Annotated in this window: 18 protein-coding genes and 2 pseudogenes; 11 read left to right on the top strand and 9 right to left on the bottom strand. The window is 55.6% G+C overall.

The genetic code is table 11. The features are described from left to right. Positions 1–296 precede the first annotated feature (296 nt). The 4 genes and pseudogenes from ACZ1HE_RS07425 (at position 297) to ACZ1HE_RS07410 (ending at position 4,958) form a co-directional block, all read left to right on the top strand. Positions 297–956: an ABC transporter ATP-binding protein gene (locus tag ACZ1HE_RS07425; protein WP_472620200.1), complete on the top strand. Its 660-nt coding sequence runs from the start codon at positions 297–299 to the stop codon at positions 954–956. After that, positions 934–2,603: pseudogene (locus tag ACZ1HE_RS07420) on the top strand (KpsE/RkpR family capsule polysaccharide export protein). The gene ACZ1HE_RS07425 and the pseudogene ACZ1HE_RS07420 overlap by 23 nt, the downstream one beginning before the upstream one ends. Before the next feature lie 4 nt (positions 2,604–2,607). Next, on the top strand, positions 2,608–3,441 hold the full coding sequence (gene kdsA / locus ACZ1HE_RS07415) for a 3-deoxy-8-phosphooctulonate synthase (RefSeq protein WP_472620199.1): 834 nt from the start codon (positions 2,608–2,610) through the stop codon (positions 3,439–3,441). A gap of 20 nt (positions 3,442–3,461) precedes the next feature. Beyond that, positions 3,462–4,958 (top strand): phosphomannomutase/phosphoglucomutase, encoded by a 1,497-nt coding sequence (locus ACZ1HE_RS07410; protein WP_472620198.1) that lies wholly within the window; start codon positions 3,462–3,464, stop codon positions 4,956–4,958. A 138-nt stretch (positions 4,959–5,096) separates the two neighbouring features. Here ACZ1HE_RS07410 and ACZ1HE_RS07405 read toward each other — a convergent pair whose 3' ends face one another. Continuing rightward, entirely contained in the window at positions 5,097–7,049 is a 1,953-nt protein-coding gene (locus ACZ1HE_RS07405) for an AsmA family protein (protein ID WP_472620197.1), read from the bottom strand. A gap of 99 nt (positions 7,050–7,148) precedes the next feature. Here ACZ1HE_RS07405 and rimO point away from each other — a divergent pair, with 99 nt between their 5' ends. Beyond that, a complete protein-coding gene (rimO, locus tag ACZ1HE_RS07400) occupies positions 7,149–8,561 on the top strand; it encodes a 30S ribosomal protein S12 methylthiotransferase RimO (RefSeq protein WP_472620196.1) in 1,413 nt (470 codons plus the stop codon). Between the two features lie 30 nt (positions 8,562–8,591). On the opposite strand, the gene ACZ1HE_RS07395 is transcribed toward rimO, so the two are convergent. Both ACZ1HE_RS07395 and ACZ1HE_RS07390 read right to left on the bottom strand, forming a co-directional pair. Continuing rightward, complete coding sequence (locus ACZ1HE_RS07395) at positions 8,592–9,947, bottom strand: hypothetical protein (RefSeq protein ID WP_472620195.1); 1,356 nt, start codon at positions 9,945–9,947, stop codon at positions 8,592–8,594. A 172-nt stretch (positions 9,948–10,119) separates the two neighbouring features. Continuing rightward, positions 10,120–10,416 (bottom strand): diacylglycerol kinase, encoded by a 297-nt coding sequence (locus tag ACZ1HE_RS07390; RefSeq protein ID WP_472620194.1) that lies wholly within the window; start codon positions 10,414–10,416, stop codon positions 10,120–10,122. Between the two features lie 182 nt (positions 10,417–10,598). Here ACZ1HE_RS07390 and ACZ1HE_RS07385 point away from each other — a divergent pair, with 182 nt between their 5' ends. Further along, on the top strand, positions 10,599–10,841 hold the full coding sequence (locus ACZ1HE_RS07385; protein ID WP_472620193.1) for a CDGSH iron-sulfur domain-containing protein: 243 nt from the start codon (positions 10,599–10,601) through the stop codon (positions 10,839–10,841). A 175-nt stretch (positions 10,842–11,016) separates the two neighbouring features. On the opposite strand, the gene ACZ1HE_RS07380 is transcribed toward ACZ1HE_RS07385, so the two are convergent. The 4 genes from ACZ1HE_RS07380 to ACZ1HE_RS07365 form a co-directional block, all read right to left on the bottom strand. Next, complete coding sequence (locus tag ACZ1HE_RS07380) at positions 11,017–11,292, bottom strand: DUF6455 family protein (RefSeq protein ID WP_472620192.1); 276 nt, start codon at positions 11,290–11,292, stop codon at positions 11,017–11,019. 9 nt (positions 11,293–11,301) lie between these two features. Continuing rightward, the gene (locus ACZ1HE_RS07375) at positions 11,302–11,556 is read right to left on the bottom strand and encodes a DUF6455 family protein (RefSeq protein WP_472620191.1); all 255 of its coding nucleotides are present in this window, start codon (positions 11,554–11,556) and stop codon (positions 11,302–11,304) included. Positions 11,557–11,629: 73 nt separating this feature from the next. Next, a complete protein-coding gene (locus ACZ1HE_RS07370) occupies positions 11,630–11,998 on the bottom strand; it encodes a YigZ family protein (protein ID WP_472620190.1) in 369 nt (122 codons plus the stop codon). Continuing rightward, positions 11,995–12,705 carry a M48 family metalloprotease gene (locus ACZ1HE_RS07365; RefSeq protein ID WP_472620189.1) on the bottom strand — a complete coding sequence of 237 codons (711 nt, stop codon included), beginning with the start codon at positions 12,703–12,705 and terminating at the stop codon, positions 11,995–11,997. Before ACZ1HE_RS07365 ends, ACZ1HE_RS07370 begins: the two co-directional genes overlap by 4 nt. A 119-nt stretch (positions 12,706–12,824) precedes the next feature. Between ACZ1HE_RS07365 and ACZ1HE_RS07360 the strand changes: the two genes are divergently transcribed. The 4 genes and pseudogenes from ACZ1HE_RS07360 (at position 12,825) to ACZ1HE_RS07345 (ending at position 15,984) form a co-directional block, all read left to right on the top strand. Further along, entirely contained in the window at positions 12,825–13,070 is a 246-nt protein-coding gene (locus ACZ1HE_RS07360) for a hypothetical protein (protein WP_472620188.1), read from the top strand. A 166-nt stretch (positions 13,071–13,236) separates the two neighbouring features. Continuing rightward, positions 13,237–14,352, top strand: coding sequence for a class II histone deacetylase (locus ACZ1HE_RS07355; RefSeq protein WP_472620187.1), 1,116 nt, complete (start codon positions 13,237–13,239; stop codon positions 14,350–14,352). Between the two features lie 359 nt (positions 14,353–14,711). Then, positions 14,712–15,289: pseudogene (locus ACZ1HE_RS07350) on the top strand (nitroreductase family protein). Continuing rightward, entirely contained in the window at positions 15,286–15,984 is a 699-nt protein-coding gene (locus ACZ1HE_RS07345) for an EI24 domain-containing protein (RefSeq protein ID WP_472620186.1), read from the top strand. The pseudogene ACZ1HE_RS07350 and the gene ACZ1HE_RS07345 overlap by 4 nt, the downstream one beginning before the upstream one ends. A 292-nt stretch (positions 15,985–16,276) precedes the next feature. Here ACZ1HE_RS07345 and ACZ1HE_RS07340 read toward each other — a convergent pair whose 3' ends face one another. Together ACZ1HE_RS07340 and mce are read right to left on the bottom strand one after the other, a co-directional pair. Next, positions 16,277–16,552 (bottom strand): DUF1467 family protein, encoded by a 276-nt coding sequence (locus ACZ1HE_RS07340; protein ID WP_472620185.1) that lies wholly within the window; start codon positions 16,550–16,552, stop codon positions 16,277–16,279. 53 nt (positions 16,553–16,605) lie between these two features. Beyond that, on the bottom strand, positions 16,606–17,010 hold the full coding sequence (gene mce, locus ACZ1HE_RS07335; RefSeq protein ID WP_472624391.1) for a methylmalonyl-CoA epimerase: 405 nt from the start codon (positions 17,008–17,010) through the stop codon (positions 16,606–16,608). A 146-nt stretch (positions 17,011–17,156) separates the two neighbouring features. Between mce and ACZ1HE_RS07330 the strand changes: the two genes are divergently transcribed. After that, positions 17,157–17,876, top strand: coding sequence for a response regulator (locus ACZ1HE_RS07330; protein ID WP_472620184.1), 720 nt, complete (start codon positions 17,157–17,159; stop codon positions 17,874–17,876). Positions 17,877–18,136 lie beyond the last annotated feature (260 nt).

Genomic DNA, 18,136 nt, shown 5'->3' with positions numbered 1-18,136 from the left:
ACTCAAAATTCACAATAGAATCGCTGTGGTTCCGGTCCAGAGCCCGGTGCGCTGCACACGATCAATTGTTCACTCGATGTAAACAATATGTTTGTTAGCTCTGTGATGAAGTTCGGCGAACTCTATCTTATTTGACATCGATCCATCACGAGACCGCGACGCACGATGAATATTTGTTTCACATTTCGACATAATGTGGCCAAAATCGCTTTGTAGACCGGCAAACGCACCCCGCGAAGAGGGTTTGCCAGCGATAACCGACCAATGAGCCGAAAAAAGGCAGCAGCAGTAAACCGATGTTAGAATTCGATAGCGTCAGCAAGTCGTTCTGGACCGGCAGTCATCGCAAGGTGATCCTGGATCGGGTTTCTTTTCGGGTGGAGCTGGGTAAATCGCTTGGGGTTCTCGCTCCGAATGGCACTGGCAAGACAACGCTAGTCAACATGATCGCCGGGCTGGAAAAACCTGACGAAGGGGAAATCCGCCGTCATTGCAATATCTCGTTCCCTCTTGGTTTCATGGGTGGGGTTGTTGGACGTGTGTCCGCAATGGAAAACTCTCGTTACATTGCAAAACTTTACGGAATGGACCCCGATTACGTCGAGGCGTATTGCCGGTGGCTTTGTGGACTAGGCGAGTATTTCGATCAGCCTCTTGGAACCTACTCATCAGGCATGCGGGCACGGTTTTCGTTTGCCTTGATGCTGGCACTTGATTTTGACATGTATCTGATCGACGAGGGGATGCCGGGCTCGACTGATGTGGAATTTAACAAACGCGCTGGATCCATCCTTGAGGAGCGTTTGAGAACCACCACGATTATCATTGTTTCGCATCAAGCCGAAACTCTCCAGAAATTTGCTCGCCAGTCCGCGGTGTTACTGGACGGGCATCTGCACATGTTTGACACCTTGGAAGAGGCAAAGCAGCTCTATGACTACGAAACCCAAGGCTAAAAAGTTTAGAATCCGTCGAAACCCGAACACTCCGACTAATGAGCCGGAGGCTGCAACGCCGGGGCCTGCTTCGGCAACGACCACACGCGCTCAGCCAACCGCAAGATCAGATGAGGCCGTCCAACAGCAAGCCTCGCAGACCAGCGGAGCTGCACCTTCCATGGAGGGACAGGTTTCCTCCTCGCGTGAAACCGGCGCCGAAACAGATATCGAAGCGATCAAGCGTGAGGGTCTAACCGGACGTCAGCTTCGCATGGCCCGCAGAGTGGCCCAAAAGCACAATCTTCCTGCGACGTCTGACTATGACGCAATTCGACTTTTGCGGCAAAAGGGGATCGACCCACTCAAGCGATCAAACATGCTGGAGCTTGTTGTTCCTAAATCCGAAAACAACGCAGTTCCGGACAATCAAGACGCGGAAGAAGCGGCCAAAATTCAACTGCCTCAGACGATAGCGCCCCAAAAGCAGACCCTGCCCTCGACCGAGTTAAGCCCTGCTGAACGTCGCAATCAGGAAATCGGACAAATACAGCAGGATATCGCGCGCCGTCGACGCAGAAAGCTCATGCTTTTGATGACGAGGTTGACCGCATTTGTGTTCCTGCCAACTCTCATCGTGGGCTGGTATTTCTATGTCGTTGCGACACCGATGTATTCCTCGAAATCCGCTTTCCTGATCCTGCAAGCTGACAATGCCAGCGGGATCGGTGGGCTGTTGTCCGGGACCCAATTCGCGACAAGTCAGGATCTCGATTGCGGTTCAAGAATATCTCGAGTCCAAAGAAGTCATGCTTCGGCTGGATCGGGACGTCGGCTTCAAATCGCAGTTCGCTGAAGAATGGATTGATCCTATTCAACGCCTGGCCCCTGACGCGACGAATGAAACCGCCTACAAAGTTTATTCCCGCAACGTGAAAATCGGATATGATCCGACAGAAGGCGTTATCCGGATGGAGGTTATTGCACCCGATCCGGTGGTGGCGGCTGAATACTCGGAGAAGCTGATCTCTTACGCCGAGTCGCGCGTCAACGACCTGTCTGTAAAAAAGCGCTCAGATCAGATGAAAGACGCGGAAGAAAGTCTTGAGATTGCCGAGGGCAAACGCCGCGAGGCTCAAGAAAGTCTGGTAGAATTACAAATCAAGGGCGCTCTGCTTGATCCCGAAGGAGTGATCACCAGCCTCCGCAGTCGTATCAATACGGTCGAGATTCAGTTGCAAGAGAAAGAGTTGGAACTGGCCGCATTGCTGGACAACGCTCGCCCCAACCGCGCCAAAGTCGATGGTGCACGCGGAGACGTCCAACGCCTGCAGGCCGTTCTGGATGACCTGAATGCACAGATGACCGATGCTCTCGAACGGCGAAAATTCGCTGGCGCAGTTGGCCGTTCGAATTCAGATGGCCCAAGCCGACCTTGTGACACGCGACGCCATGCTGCAATCGTCTTTGCAGCAAATGGAAACCACGCGGATGGAGGCCAATCGCCAAGTGCGCTACCTGACCACATCAGTTTATCCGGTGCCTAGCCAAGAACCCAGCTATCCGCGTGCCTTCGAAAATACGATTTTGGCATTTCTGGTATTTTCCGGTATTTACCTGATGATCTCGCTTACAGCGTCCATCCTTCGTGAACAGGTATCATCGTAATCTCATGAAACATGTCCCAGTCGCCGATCTGAAGATCGGCAATGACCTACCGCTCACCATCATTGCGGGCCCTTGCCAGCTGGAAAGCGCAGACCATGCGCAGATGATTGCTGGCACTATGAAAGAAGCCTGCGACGCCGTTGGGGCGCAGTATGTGTTCAAAGGGTCGTTTGACAAAGCAAATCGCACGTCCGTCAATGCAGCCCCGGCCTTGGGAATGGACAAGGGATTAGCGGTTCTGCAATCGGTCAAAGACAGCATCGGCGTGCCCGTGACCACAGATGTTCACGAAAAAGAACAATGCGCGCCGGTGGCCGAGGTTTGCAACATCCTACAAATCCCGGCATTCCTGTGCCGCCAAACCGCCCTGCTCAAGGCGGCAGGTTCGACCGGTGCGACGGTGAATGTCAAAAAGGGTCAGTTCTTGGCCCCTTGGGACATGGTCAACGTCGCGGCCAAGATCGAAAGCACCGGCAACGAGAAAATCATGCTCACCGAACGCGGTGTAAGCTTTGGCTACAACCGGCTAGTGGTTGATCCGCAGTCTCTGCCGGAAATGGCGCGCACCGGCTATCCGGTCATCATGGACGCCACACACACCGTAGCCCAACCTGGCGGCCTGGGTGGGTCATCCGGTGGGCAGCGCGAGTTTGCTCCAATCATGGCTCGGTTCGCGGTGGCAATCGGCGTCGCTGGGGTTTTCATGGAAACTCATCAGGATCCTGACAATGCCCCCTGCGACGGGCCGAACATGATCTTCCTGAACCAGATGCCTGCGCTTATTAAGTCGTTGATGGACTTCGACGGCCTTGCTAAGGCAAACCCCATTAAGATCTGATCCATACAGAGAAAATTAACATGACCAAACCCCTTCCCGAGGTGACACCAAACACCTGGAAGTTCTTGCGCGATGCAATGATCAAACCCACGGGCTTTCGTGAGTACGACGCCCGCTGGAAGTTCCCCGAAGAGATCAACCTGCCCGGCATGACGGCCCTTGGCCTGGGCTTGGGCACACAGATGCACAAGCGCGGGATCGAGCCGGTGATCGCTGTCGGCAACGACTATCGCGACTATTCTCTGAGCATCAAAAATGCGCTGATTCTAGGGCTAATGCAGGCTGGGATTCAGGTCAAAGACATCGGGCCTGCGGTCTCTCCGATGGCGTATTTTGCGCAATTCCATCTTGATGTCCCTGCTGTCGCCATGGTCACCGCCAGCCATAATCCAAACGGCTGGACTGGGGTTAAGATGGGCTTTGATCGTCCGCTGACCCATGGCCCGGACGAGATGGCCGAGCTGCGTGATATCGTTCTTAGCGGCGAAGGCGTACCCCGCGCAGGCGGATCATACGAATTCGTCGATGGTGTGAAAGAAGCTTATATCGACGACCTGGTTGGGGATTTCAAAATGTCCCGCCCGCTCAAGGTTGTTTGCGCCACCGGCAATGGCACTGCAGCGGCGTTTGGGCCCGAGGTTTTCGAGCGCATCGGGGTCGAAGTTGTGCACAGCCACACCGAACTCGACTACACCTTCCCCAACTACAACCCCAACCCCGAAGCAATGGAGATGCTGCACGACATGTCGGCATCGGTCAAAGCATCTGGTGCGGATATGGCGCTTGGGTTTGATGGCGACGGTGACCGTTGCGGTGTGGTGGATGACGAGGGAGAAGAGATCTTTGCCGACAAGGTCGGCGTGATTATGGCCCGCGATCTGTCCAAGCTTTATCCTAACGCGACATTTGTGGCGGATGTGAAATCCACCGGCCTGTTCGCCAGCGATCCTGAATTGCAGGCAAACGGCGTGACAGCGGATTACTGGAAAACCGGCCACAGCCACATGAAACGACGGGTCAAGGAAATTGGCGCTCTGGCAGGGTTCGAGAAATCCGGTCACTACTTTTTGGCCGAGCCGGTCGGGCGCGGCTACGACTGCGGCATGCGCGTGGCCGTCGAGATCTGCAAGCTGATGGATCGCAACCCTGACAAAAGCATGTCGGACCTGCGCAAGGCCTTGCCCAAGACCTGGTCGACACCCACCATGTCTCCCTATGCGGCTGACACCGAGAAATACGACATCCTGGCGCGGCTGGTGGACAAGCTGGTGGCCAAACATGACGCCGGTGAAACTCTGGCAGGCCGAACGATCAAAGAGGTTGTCACCGTCAACGGTGCTCGCGTGATCCTGGACAATGGCAGCTGGGGGCTGGTGCGCGCCTCGTCCAATACGCCCAATCTGGTGGTGGTGTGTGAAAGCAGCGAAAGCGAAGCGGAAATGCGCGCGATCTTTGCAGACATCGACGCGGTGATCCGCACCGAACCCGGTGTAGGCGACTATGACCAGACCATCTAAGCGAAAGAAGGGGCGCTCCCGCCCCCTCAAAGACCTCTCTGACGAGAGCCCATTTCGGGGTTGGGCCGGGCCGCGCGTTCCGCGCGGCGGCCTGCATGCAGCCGACAAGGGTACGAGCCGCCCCCTGCCCGTTCTGCATCAATCGAGCCCAAAGAGCTTCAGCACGCCTTTCTTGGCCTCATCCTCGAGCCGGTCCTTGATCAGCTCTTCGATGTCATGATCTTCGGTCACGGTGACATCCAGCTCCTGCCCAAGTTTCTCGAGCGCCCGGTCCTTGGCTTCTTGCTCGATCTTGTCGATCTCAACCCCGGCTGCAGCCTCGATCACCTGGCTCAGATCCGGTTTGATGGCCGGATCTGCCCAAGGCCCCACGACGCGCACCGGGATCGAAAGCCCCTTACCTGCATTTGCCCGCAAAGCCACGGGCGTGAACAGATAGTCGATATCCCTTTTGCCCAGACCAACCCGGCCCGCCCCGTCGGCGCGGTAATTGTCGAGTTGCAGCAGCAGATCGCGGTTATCCAGATTGCCATTCTGCATCGTGAAGCTCGCCGTCAAGCTGTTGAACACGGTCGTCCCACCCGAACCGCTTCCTGTCCCCATCAGCCCATCCAGATCGATGCCCGAGATCACCCCTTGTCCCATTTGTATGCTCCCATGGCCGGATAGAGAGTGCATGATGGTATCTTCGGTTTCGCCCACGCCCAGAAATTCAAAACTGCCATCAAGCTTGCCTGACAGTTGGTCGATGTCAGCCAGCGTGACCATAGCATCGCGCGCCTCGATCCCATTCATCCGCAGTTTGCCACCCACGGAAAGGCCATTGCGATTGTTGGCTACAAGCTGACCAGTCACCATGCCACCAAACACCGATACGGGTGATAACTTCAGAACGGCCCGCGCGCGATCCAATTCCAAGGTCAGATCACTTGCGCCGAGCGTGAGCGCGGAAGTCTCGATCGCATCCGCCGTCAACCGGATGCTGCCGTTGGCCAGCGTCAGCGCCGACGCATCGATTGGATCATTGGACCAACCACTCGCCGTTGCTGCGCCGTCATTGGCCGCGCTGCCCCCTTCGCCTGATGTCAGGCTAGTCAGATCGAGGGTACCGGTTGAAAGCCGCGCAATGATCCGTGGCGGATCAGCTACGAAAATATCGGCGTTCCCTGCAAAAGAGTTCTGATCCAGCGTGGCTTGCAACCCGCGCAACGCAAGCTTGCCGTCCTGCGTGTAAGTGATCTGCGCCGAAACCTCAGCCACTTGCCCCAACCCCTTGGGCAAGCTGACACCCTGCTGCCCAAAAGCAGCCAGCATACGGGCCGTATCTTTGGACGACAGTATGGCCTGCCCCGCGATCTCGCCCTTGCTGCTGACCTTTCCGGTATAGCTGACCGTTGTCTCAGGTGCTGTCATCGAGAAGATCAAGTCTGACACACGGCCCGCCGCAAACCCCGGAAAATCAGGAAGGGTCATCGCCACATCAATGGTATCCTCACCCAAAGCCAAGCTCGCGTCGACCTGCAGCGGAGCAGTTGGGTTCGGCCAACGCGCCTTGAGTGTGACACCGTCAAAATCCAGGTCACGCTGGCCCTCTTTGATATGTACAAGCCGAGCGTTGCGCAGTTCCAACTTCTCCAGCGTGACACCAAAGGCGTTTCCTGTCGACGCCGCCAACGTCCCGCTCCCCGATTCAGTCGCCGTGCCCGACGAAGTCGAGAAGTTCCAGTTTTGACGCCCTGCAGACTCTTCCAGACGCAGTACAGGGTTTTGGACAATAACCCGCTTGATCTGAACCTCACCAGACATCAAAGGCGCTGCGGCAACGCCGATCGACAAGGCATCAGCCGTCAGCATCGGCGCATCGCTGGCCCAATCCGCATTGCCAACGGTCACTGCCCCGGTCTCGACCCCCAGAACGGGCCAGAGAGTGACCTTGACGTCCGTGCCGAAGTCCACGTCACGCCCGGTGTGCGCCTTGATCTGGTCTGCGGCGAGCGAGGCGATCTTATCACCCGGCAACATCAGCAGAACGCCCACAATCAGCCCCACGACGACAATCAGGATCACACCGATCCGAACCAACCACCCCATGACACTGCTCCTTAACCGTCTTTTACCTCATTCTATGCCAGCGCGCTCCATTGGGCACAACATTTGCAAGGGCCTTCAAACCCCACTATACGCGCGAGCATGAGCACGAACCCGCCAAATCTCCGCCCCGACCTTGCCCCTGCCGCCCGAATGACCGAGCAGCCCCGTGCAGGCCAGCCAACGATTGGAATGGTGTCCCTGGGATGCCCCAAGGCGCTGGTGGACAGCGAACGCATCCTGACCCGGCTGCGGGCCGAAGGCTATGGCGTCTCCCCCGACTATTCAGGCGCAGACGCTGTAATTGTGAACACCTGCGGGTTCCTGGATTCGGCCAAGGCCGAGAGCCTCGATGCAATCGGCGAAGCGCTGACCGAGAACGGCAAGGTCATCGTGACCGGCTGTCTTGGGGCCGAACCAGATTACATCCGCGAACATCACCCCCGCATCCTGGCCGTCACCGGCCCGCATCAATACGAACAGGTGCTGGATGCGGTGCATGACGCGGTGCCGCCCTCTCCTGATCCGTTCGTCGACCTGCTGCCCGCCAGCGGGGTCAAGCTGACGCCGCGCCACTACAGTTACCTCAAGATTTCCGAGGGCTGTAATCACAAGTGCAAGTTCTGCATCATTCCCGACATGCGCGGCAAGCTCGCCAGCCGCCCGGCCCATGCGGTACTGCGCGAGGCTGAGAAACTGGTGGATGCCGGCGTGCGCGAGCTGCTGGTGATTTCGCAGGACACATCGGCCTATGGCCTAGACCGCAAGTACGACACCAACCCGTGGAAAGACGGCGACGTGCGCAGCCACATCACCGATCTAACGCGTGAACTGGGCAAACTGGGCAACGCCAAAGACCTCTGGGTGCGACTGCATTATGTCTATCCCTACCCGTCCGTGCGCGAGTTGATTCCGCTGATGGCGGACCCGGACAATGCTGTGCTGCCCTATCTGGACATCCCGTTCCAGCACGCCCACCCGGATGTTTTGAAACGCATGGCCCGACCGGCCGCGTCTGCCAAAACGTTGGACGAGATCGCCGCCTGGCGCGCGGTCTGCCCCGACATCACCCTGCGCTCGACTTTTATCGTGGGCTATCCGGGCGAGACCGAGGCCGAATTCCAGTATTTGCTGGATTGGATGGACGAGGCGCAATTGGACCGCGTTGGATGCTTCCAATACGAAAACGTCGACGGCGCGCGGTCGAACGACCTGCCGGGTCATGTCCCGGCCGAGGTCAAACAGGACCGCTGGGACCGCTTCATGGAGAAGGCGCAGGCGATTTCTGAGGCCAAGCTAGAGGCCAAGGTCGGTCAGGTCATGGACGTGATCGTGGACGACATCGACGAAGACGGCGTCGCCACCTGCCGCACCAAGGCCGACGCGCCAGAGATCGATGGGAACCTGTTCATTGACGAAGGGACAGAAGGGTTGAGCGTTGGCGAGATCGTGACCGTTGAAGTTGATGAGGCAGGGGAGTATGATCTTTGGGGTAAATTATTACCCCAGCGTTAACCTAGTGGGAATTGCGTTTGTAGGGACGGCTTAAAATTTCCCTTGGCGCGCTTCCAGATCAGCCTCGTCCTCAATTGCTTGGATATCCACATCCTGTTGAGGTGCCTTCATTCTTGGAGCAGGTTTTCGCCAAGACACTAGATTCTGCCCAAATTCCCGGTAGAAATCTGGAACCAATTCTTCCAATTCGGTAATGAAATTCGCCTGTTGGGTGAATCTCGCACCAAGACGCCGTGCTACAAATATGTGGAAGCTGACAACTTGCATTCCAATTTTGTCTTTTTCACAGAGATCAGGGTCTTCTACTAGTTCAGCGTAAGAAAACTGGGTGTCTTCGCTCCTGCCTGGCCAAGTTAAGCGAATAAATAGGTGCTCATTGCTTTCGGATTTAATTTGCCTCAAGAGCCAATTTAGACGCGCTTTTGAGGATTTTTTATCCTCCGGTGCTCTCAAAAGCATTCCAACTTCGACTGTTCTGCGGTTCAAGTCGGCAACGATATCCAAAGGCGCGGCTGCATTTGGAATTTCGAAACTCACTTTGAGCTGTTGCGCTTCACGTAGAAGCATTAGTTCATCTTTTTGTCGATCTGCCGGGTCTTTCGCGTGTTTGCGCGACAATCTCTCCCTTACAGTGGTTTCGGTTTGACGGCTCAAGATTAAAGACAAATCCTTGGTTTCTTGATGCCAAGCCTCCAAAACTACCGCTGCTTCAGGCGACTTAGTCGCGACTTTTCCACCTGCGGAAATCAGTTTGTTGAGTTCTCCCCATTCCGGAGGCATCCGATCAAACCCTCGGATACCTGCACTTTCGTGTGTCAGAAACCGTCTAAGTTCATTCAGAAGAACCCTCTGGTCTTCATCTGCCACTCCTTCGTTGCTGATCAAAAGGTCTGCGGTTGTCAGGATAAACATCCAAGACCAATGAAAAACCGGAATCTTGGAACGGCTTTTTCTAACGTCTTCCAAAGGATGGTTGTCAGGTAGGGTTGCGAACTGGTTTGAGATCGTGATGACACAGTCAATCTCGTTTTCTTTGGCGAGATTTCGATATCGTTCGATTTGTTCTGTTGTCAGAGGGTTGTTACCAACTTTGGTCTCTATCATTGCGCGCCATTCACGTGTACCGGTTTTGACAACAATCAATCCATCTGGTCGATCTTTCCCCTCACTCTTCTGTCCCTTGAACACAACTTCGGTGTAGGTGTCGATTTTTGACCGTTTCCCAACCCGTTGCCCTAAGGTGGCAAGCAGATCATTCCCGAATTCCTCTACTTTCGATATGCAAGCCAGAACAATTGACGTAGTACGTCCTTCCTTTGAAGTGTTTGAGAGAACAGGAAACAATCTCGCTGGCTCTCCACTTTTCAAATATTCAGGACGATCCATCACCAAACTCCTTTTATACTATGCTCGAAGTATGAAACAGAATCCTCCTTTTGCAACCCAGAAGAGAAAAATAAGTCAGCGCCAACACTAGGTGGGTGCGTAAGCGCCCTCCCGGGGGAAAGTCGGGCGCGGCTTTTGCTTTGCAAAAGCATGCTAGAAGCGGGTAGTGCTCTCAAACCAGCCCCACCAGAACCACCACCCAAGCCACGCCAGCAGCCACCGCCGTCAACGCAACCCCCGCACTGGCCGCGTCCTTGGCTTGCCCGGCCAGTTCGTGATGTTCGGTTGATGTGTGGTCCACCGCGCGCTCGATGGCGGTGTTGAACAGTTCGGCCACCAACACCAAAATGCCAAGCACCAGGATCAGAGCGCGCTCGCCGGAACTCAGCGGCAGCCACAGCGCCAGCCCGCCCGAGATCAGGTTGGCCCAGACCCAAACCCGGAACGAATATTCCTCTCGCCAGGTCACCGCCAGGCTTAGCCCAACTCCAGATCGTCCGGTCCTTCAACCGCTCAAAGAAATTTCGCATGGGTCCTCCGCTCGATCAGACGTCAGTACCGCACATAGGACGGCATCTTGCCCCTAGACTATCAATCAGAGCGCTGCGCGCTATGGTGGATTTATGACATCAGCCATCCAAGGAGAGCCAAATGTCCGATGTGCCCATTATCGCTCAAAAAGCCCCATATCCGGTAGAGGTAACCGAGGGAAAGACCTATTTCTGGTGCGCCTGCGGGAAGTCCCAAAAACAACCCTTCTGCGATGGGTCCCACAAGGACACCAGCCTGACTCCTGTCAAATACACGGCAACTGCTGATAAAAAAGTCTTCTTTTGCGGCTGCAAAGCCAGTGGAAAGTTCCCTTTATGCGACGGCAGCCACTCCAAGCTTTGACCGCCGCAACGGGGTAACGTGCTGACAGGTTTCCAAGACGCTTCCACACTCGAGACATCCCGGCTGTATCCAGATCATTCGCGACCTTCGGCTCAGCGCCGCGTACAGCGCGGCGCCCGGCCCAACGGGAGGAGATGTTTCCACGGAAACATCGACGACGGGCGGGAGTGCCCCGCTACTGTTCCTGATCTTGACGGAGGTTGTTTAGCATCTTTGCATTAGCACAATGCATGGGGGCCTCATCCGCGATAGTGGTCTGTTCTGCCAACCACGCCTGGCACGTATCTGCACAACTTGCCCGTCGGCAGTTGGTTACCATTCGTGCATAGTCCGGTTCGGAAAGGTGCCCCATTGCCATCGCATCAGTCAGTGACACCCCGATGCATCGTGCCACCGAACGTGTCAGCCAGAAATGGCGATTGATAGGGCCAAGGCTGTCACGTGTGGTCATGAGTTTGCTCTATTTTGGTGCCAACGCTGCAAACAGTTCTGCGTTACGACAATATTCCGGCGTAGCTGACGCGCTATCGTTGGCGTCCAGCCATTGCGAACAATGTTCGGGATTGGTGCAATTGGTACAGCTGAGAACCGCGTCGCTGATCTCGTCGATCGATACATGGCCGCGCAGCGCCTGTTCTTCTAGATCAATGCCACGGGTTGTAGCCATTCGATCGACCAAGTCTGCGTGGCGTCTAAGTTGTTCAGGGTTGTGCATCGGTTTCATCCTCTGATCGCGCGTGTCACCTTGGATAAGGTAGCGCCCCTTCCGAACACCGCATTGATTCAGATCAATGAGGGATTTTCTGGTCATCAAAGTAAGCGCGCACCGCATCCTGTACCCGGCGAAACCGGTCCCCTCCCAATTTTTTTCCGCCATACCAACGTGTGACGACGATCAAGTGATCAGAAAGCCCCGCCCGTTCCATCATCCGCAGGATCACAATTCCCGCTCCGCCTTCACCGTCGTCGGCCTTCAGAGCACCTTGGGGAAGTATCGCAGCCCAAGTGTTATGTGTTGCCTTGGCATAGGAACGGTCTTGTTTGAGTTCGGCCAGCACGGCGTCAACCTCAGCCCGGCTGGTCACCGATGCTCCCGTCACCGCATATTTTGAACCGCGATCAGTAAGAACCACACCCAATCGGTTCAATTTGCTCATTGAATGAACCCCAATTCCTCTGAAACCGCCTGTACGACGTCTTGACGCTCAGTGTTGGGTGGATGCGTCCCAAGGAACCTGTTCCCCGGGTCAGGCAGACGTGCAAAAAACTCGGCCCCGCGTAGGGGATTGTACCCGGCGTTGGCCGTTATGACCGACCCCATTGCATCTGCCTCTAGCTCGAATGACTTGGAAAATATCCGCGAACCGACAAACTCACCTAACTCCTGGGCCTCCTCGATCGCATTCTCCGATCCACCTCGCTCGGCCTCGAGCGTGCCAAAGTATTCAGCGCCCAAGGCCGCCACCTCTTCGGTCTTCGAAGTGTGACCCAAGATATGATGAGAGGCTTCGTGGCTCATGACAAATGCCAACTCATCAGCGTTGCGGACTTCTTGGAGAATGCCAATGTTGAACCTGAGAACCGGCGTACCATCCTCGGCTTCGAACATAAAAGCATTCGAAGGTTCCTTGGGGTCCAGATCGACAACCATGACAAAAGCACACCGGACGCCGCGCGCATGGCGACGACACATCTGCTCAGCTGCTGGCACGACCTTGCTTCGCACTTCGCGAAACATTGCAGTTTCCGGTGCTGTCGCGGGGTCGAACTTTTCAGGTTGCTCAGCGCCTTCAGTCAGATAGATCGTGGATGGTTGGGTACATGCTGACACCAACAGGGCTAGCATCAAAAGCATTCGACGCATGCAAAATGCCTCTCTCCATCACGAACATCTCAAAGGTAGAGCGATTGCCCCAGCGGTACCACCCCGAAAACGCTGGTCTTCGGGTTGCATTGCTTCGATCGTATGGGCACTGTGGTCGCATGTTTACGATCGAGCACGAATTCGACGCTACCGTTATCACTCTTGTGGACGAAGGCGAAACACCACTCCAGGAAGATATAACAATCAACAGCTTTGCCGAATGCGTTACGCTGGAGCAATTCGACCCGCGCACTGACAGCGTGCAGAAGGTCACACTGTCTCCTGAACAGCTCCGCGATCTGGCAGCAGCATTGGATTTACCCGAAGGGGTATATCAACTTCGCCTGACGCCGGACGAGGGGTAATGGCAGAGTTTCAGATGTACGGCAGAACATTGTTTGATCAGCATCGCCCTTGCGTGATCTGGCGAAAATGACCTTCAAAGGCGTAAGTTTGATCTGGTGATTGACCGCGGTCTGATGGTTAGGCTGGGCTGAACTTTGAAGCTGTTAGCAAAGGGAAGCAAAAGACATGAAAACCGGCTTCTACTGGGACGAAAGATGTTTCTGGCACAGTGGTGGGAACTATGCGTTCACTTTGCCGGTGGGCGGATTGGTTCAACCACTGGCCGCAGGTGGGTTTCCGGAAAATCCAGAAACCAAGCGTCGCTTGATGAACCTGATGAACGTCACCGGGATTACTCACGACCTCGATATGCGCGGTGCATCCGTTGCCTCTCGCACGGATCTGCTCAGAGTTCACCCTGCCAATTACCTTGATGAGTTTAAGAAGCTCTCGGATGGCACCGGAGGAGAGCTTGGGCGTCGCACACCATTCGGGTCAGGTGGGTATGAGATTGCGGCCCTTTCGGCGGGTTTGTGTTTGAACGCAGTCGAGGCCGTATGGACCGGGGACTTACCCAACGCATATTCGCTCTCTCGCCCTCCCGGGCACCATTGCCTGCCAGACTTTCCAAACGGGTTCTGTCTACTTGCCAACATCGCCATCGCAGTCGAGGCCGCCAAAGCCAATCACGGTCTTGGGCGGGTCGCCGTCGTAGACTGGGATGTACATCACGGTAACGGGACCGAAGGTATTTTTTATGATCGTCCTGACGTGTTGACCATCTCGATGCATCAGGAAGGCAATTATCCGATGGATACCGGAGCCTTGGGGGACCGCGGCGAGAGCGATGGTCTGGGATATAATCTGAACGTGCCCCTGCCTGCGGGAGCGGGCCACACGGCTTATATGGCAGTGATGGATCAGATTGTGCTGCCAGCGCTCGACGCGTTTAAGCCCGAAATGATCATTGTAGCCTGTGGCTATGACGCTTCGGGTGTAGACCCGCTGGCCCGAATGCTGGCCACCTCTGATACGTTCCGGCAGATGACACTCAAAACCAAAGCTGCCGCTGAACGTTTGTGCTCGGGTAAGTTGGTCCTCGTGCACGAGGGCGGGTATTCCGAAGTCCACGTTCCTTTTTGCGCTCATGCAGCACTTGAGGCCTTGTCAGGCAGCAACGTTCACGCGCCCGACCCCCTCGCCGAAGTGCTGGACGCCCGCCAACCCTCTACCCGGTTTGAATGTTTTCTGCTGGAATTGATTGGGGACATGGCTCGTGAGTTAAACCCGAGGGCCATTTAGCCCCATTGATCAGAACTCGTCCCCACGCGGTCCACGATAGTAGTCTCGCCGCGCTTGCCGTTCGGCATCTGTTCGACCGGGCGGCGGTGGTGAGCCTGACGAAAATACCGGGTTAGTCGCCCCGACACTCACAGACCCTGAAACGGTTGGTTGACAGGCAGACAATGCCACCAAAGCGCCAACAAGAAGGGGTAGATGTTTTAACATGAATGGCCTCGCAACTCAGTTGCATTCATACGTATCTGGCATCAAAGGTTGAAAACAACCCGGTTCGCCCTGCCCTAACGCGGTATTTACTCTTGAAACTTGGTTCCTGCTAACCGAAATACAAGTCAACCAAATGTAAATAGGTTTCACATATGACTCTTGAGAGCCCCGCCGCGCTCGAATTTTTGTTGTCCCGCCGATCGCGGCCCGCCAAGACGCTGGTGGCACCTGCACCGACGGCACAAGAATTACGTCCATTGCTAACTGCCGCCGCGCGCAGCCCGATCATGGCAAGCTTGAGCCCTGGCGGTTCATCGTTCTGGAAAAGGGCGCTATGCCAAGAATGGCGAGGCTGACCGAGGAACGCGGTCATGCCTTGGGCAAAACACCCGAGGAAATCCTGAAGGGACGCAATCAGTTTGATCTGAGTCAGCTGGCTGTTGCCGTGATTGAGGTGCAGAAACCGTCTGAAAAAATCCCGGCCATCGAACAGACCTATTCCGCCGGAGCCGTTTGCCTTGCCTTGCTCAACGCCGCCTTGGCAGCAGGCTGGGGCGCAAATTGGCTATCGGGCTGGATCAGCCATGATCGAGCCTTTTGCGAGCAGGCCCTTGGTCTTGCTGAAAACGAACGCGTCGCAGGCTTTGTCCATATCGCGACCGAAGGGACCGCCCCACCCGAACGCCCCCGCCCAGATCTGAGCACCATCACAAGCTGGGTGTCGGAATGATCATATTGAATTCGTTTTTTGCCGCATTGGGGCAGTTGGGTGACACACGTTTTCGCAAGGTCCTATTCCTTGGGGTCGGTTTAACTCTCGCTCTGCTGGTTGGCGCCACGTTGGGCTTTGTTTGGTTGGTGCAATATCTGGTGGGGCCTTCCGTAACCCTACCCTGGATTGGCGAAGTAACCTGGGTGGGTGATGCTGCAGGCGTGTCATCGGTCCTTTTGATGATGGTGCTCTCGGTGTTTCTGATGGTGCCCGTAGCCTCGGCCTTTACGTCCATGTTTCTTGACGAAGTGGCGCAGGCCGTCGAAGACCGGCACTACCCGCATTTACCGCCTGTGCCTGGGATACCTTTTGTAGAAGGCTTGAGGGACTCGGTTACCTTTTTGGGGGTATTGATTGCAGCCAATCTGGTGGCGCTCATTCTCTATGTGATCTTTGCGCCGCTTGCCCCGTTCATCTTCTGGGCACTGAACGGTTTCCTTCTGGGTCGAGAGTATTTTACCTTGGCGGCCATGCGTCGACTTGGACGAGAAGGCGCGCGAAAGCTACGCTCGAAACATGGCCTCACGATCTGGATGGCGGGCACCTTGATGGCCATTCCGCTTTCCGTGCCCCTGATCAACCTGTTGATCCCAATCATTGGCGCCGCGACCTTTACCCACATCTATCACCAGCTGGAAAAGCGCCGGGTCTAACCCCGGCGCAGCTTTTCGGACAAAGTCACTAGGGTGGTCATTGATGGTTCGGAACTTTGAACAACAGGACGCGGAAACCTGAACCTTGTTCGCCGGTTTCAACCTTCAATCCCCATTTACCCTATGTCTTACAGGCTTCAGAAACACTCGGTGTTTATAGATTTTCCAGGTTTTGATAATTGTTACTTTGGTCTTCCTTCATAAGGCCGGACCTAGAGTTAAACCGGAAAAGCATGTCCGGAGAAAGAAGCGTTCCGGCTAGGTAGCCAAAAATAGAAGGCCCACCCAATGGTTACTGATTAGAAGGCAGGTTCTTCGTCCAATCGAAATCACTGATTGTTATCCAGCCACTCAGAATAATCCCGACAATAATCAGCCACAGGACAAAAGCCACTCCGGTAGTGATCCAGGCCTTTTTCTTAAGATGGTGCTCTTCGGGAGCGCCTGCATGAGTCCCAGGCACAATCTCGCCCAAGTCACCTTGGGTCTTCACCCGGATTGGCAGGACGACAAGGAACGTCATGAACCAGATGACGGCATATAATACCAGTGCCGAAGTGATGGACATGACCGCTCTCCTGCGTTTGTCCTGCCCTTATTGGGCAGGGCTGGTTAGATGTCTCAGATCTGTTCGAGTTCGACCAGACAACCGTTGAAATCTTTGGGGTGCAAGAACAAAACCGGCTTGCCGTGTGCTCCGATTTTGGGTTCTCCGGACCCCAACACACGGGCGCCCGTCTCCTTAAGATGGTCGCGCGCAGCAATGATATCCTCGACCTCATAGCAAACGTGGTGAATACCACCTGCAGGGTTCTTTTCCAAAAAACCGTTGATTGGGCTGTTATCACCCAAGGGGTACAGCAACTCGATTTTGGTGTTGGGCAATTCGATGAACACCACTGTCACACCGTGATCGGGTTCGTCCTGCGGATCGCCAACCTTGGCACCCAGAGCGTTGCGATATTGCGCCGAAGCCGCCTCAAGGTCAGGCACAGCAATGGCGACATGGTTCAGACGGCCGATCATGGCAACTCTCCTACGCTCCTGTTGGTTGGCGGCGGTTATGCGTTCTGCACGGCTCAAGAGCAAGTGCGCCATTTCGCCCTCCCCTGTTAACTGCTTGTTAGCCAGGGTTGCCTAGCTTGTCAGCAATTCGACGAGAGGAGTTTGCCATGGACGATTCGGATCCCTTTGCCGCCCCAAACCGCATTCCAACCGCCACGCGCCCTTTGTTGGGCCTGACCATTCTGGTGGTCGAAGACAGCAGGTATGCCTGTGAAGCCATGCGTTTGCTGTGTCTGCGCAGTGGTGCACGTATTCGTCGCGCAGATTGCCTGAAGTCTGCACGCAGGCACCTGCAGATTTATCGTCCGTCTGTACTCGTTGTCGACCTTGGGCTTCCTGATGGATCAGGTGCAGACCTCATCGAAGAGTTGTCGAACACCAGTCCGCGGGTTGGCGTCATTCTGGGCACATCCGGGGACGAGTTTGCTGAGGACACTGCCATTGCGGCGGGGGCCGACGGGTTCCTTGCCAAACCGGTCACTTCGCTGGCAACTTTCCAGGCGGCTGTACTGTCCCGATTGCCAGCGGACCGACATCCAACTGGTCCCAGGTATCTGTCAGATGAAACCGTCACGCCGGACCCACTCGCCTATCAAGACGACATGGCTCATGTTGCGGACGTTTTGACAGAAAGATGTGATGGTAAAACACTCGACTACGTAGCGCAGTTCGTGTCAGGCGTTGCCCGCAGCGCCCAGGACACAGTCCTGGAAGACGCCGCCAAATGTTTGGCCAACGCCCGAGCGACAGGATCACCGGTTGCAACAGATGCTGCGCGTATCGCCGGTTTGGTTCAAGAGCGACTGGAACGCAGAAAGGCCATATGACGTGTTAGGTACTTTCCTGGTTGCGTTGGGTACTCTGGGCATTGTCCTATTTGCTCAGGCACGCATTACTGCCCGAGAAATCCGACGCCATCGATCAACAATGCGCGCGCCACTAAAGAGGGACCTTGTGCTGGCCCGAAAGCCAAAACCGCGAGGAGAATGAAACCTAAGAACTCCTGGCACTTGCACAGCTTGGCTTAGTTTCACAGAGCGTCTCAAAACGGCAGTTTTCAAAGCAAAAATGAAAAGCGGCCCGTCGC

This window comes from Falsiruegeria sp. JB4-1 (genome assembly GCF_055693495.1).
Note: the sequence above shows the minus strand (reverse complement) of the source record. Positions and strands in the feature narration are given on the sequence as shown.

Coding starts and splice junctions, on each gene's coding strand:
- ACZ1HE_RS07385 (WP_472620193.1), top strand. CDS start 10,599: ATGTCCGATGTGCCCATTATCGCTCAAAAAGCCCCATATCCGGTAGAG.
- ACZ1HE_RS07395 (WP_472620195.1), bottom strand. CDS start 9,947: ATGGATCGTCCTGAATATTTGAAAAGTGGAGAGCCAGCGAGATTGTTT.
- ACZ1HE_RS07330 (WP_472620184.1), top strand. CDS start 17,157: ATGGACGATTCGGATCCCTTTGCCGCCCCAAACCGCATTCCAACCGCC.
- ACZ1HE_RS07425 (WP_472620200.1), top strand. CDS start 297: ATGTTAGAATTCGATAGCGTCAGCAAGTCGTTCTGGACCGGCAGTCAT.
- ACZ1HE_RS07365 (WP_472620189.1), bottom strand. CDS start 12,705: ATGCGTCGAATGCTTTTGATGCTAGCCCTGTTGGTGTCAGCATGTACC.
- ACZ1HE_RS07340 (WP_472620185.1), bottom strand. CDS start 16,552: ATGTCCATCACTTCGGCACTGGTATTATATGCCGTCATCTGGTTCATG.
- kdsA (WP_472620199.1), top strand. CDS start 2,608: ATGAAACATGTCCCAGTCGCCGATCTGAAGATCGGCAATGACCTACCG.
- mce (WP_472624391.1), bottom strand. CDS start 17,010: ATGATCGGCCGTCTGAACCATGTCGCCATTGCTGTGCCTGACCTTGAG.
- rimO (WP_472620196.1), top strand. CDS start 7,149: ATGAGCACGAACCCGCCAAATCTCCGCCCCGACCTTGCCCCTGCCGCC.
- ACZ1HE_RS07370 (WP_472620190.1), bottom strand. CDS start 11,998: ATGAGCAAATTGAACCGATTGGGTGTGGTTCTTACTGATCGCGGTTCA.
- ACZ1HE_RS07355 (WP_472620187.1), top strand. CDS start 13,237: ATGAAAACCGGCTTCTACTGGGACGAAAGATGTTTCTGGCACAGTGGT.
- ACZ1HE_RS07410 (WP_472620198.1), top strand. CDS start 3,462: ATGACCAAACCCCTTCCCGAGGTGACACCAAACACCTGGAAGTTCTTG.
- ACZ1HE_RS07405 (WP_472620197.1), bottom strand. CDS start 7,049: ATGGGGTGGTTGGTTCGGATCGGTGTGATCCTGATTGTCGTCGTGGGG.
- ACZ1HE_RS07345 (WP_472620186.1), top strand. CDS start 15,286: ATGATCATATTGAATTCGTTTTTTGCCGCATTGGGGCAGTTGGGTGAC.
- ACZ1HE_RS07375 (WP_472620191.1), bottom strand. CDS start 11,556: ATGCACAACCCTGAACAACTTAGACGCCACGCAGACTTGGTCGATCGA.
- ACZ1HE_RS07360 (WP_472620188.1), top strand. CDS start 12,825: ATGTTTACGATCGAGCACGAATTCGACGCTACCGTTATCACTCTTGTG.
- ACZ1HE_RS07380 (WP_472620192.1), bottom strand. CDS start 11,292: ATGACCACACGTGACAGCCTTGGCCCTATCAATCGCCATTTCTGGCTG.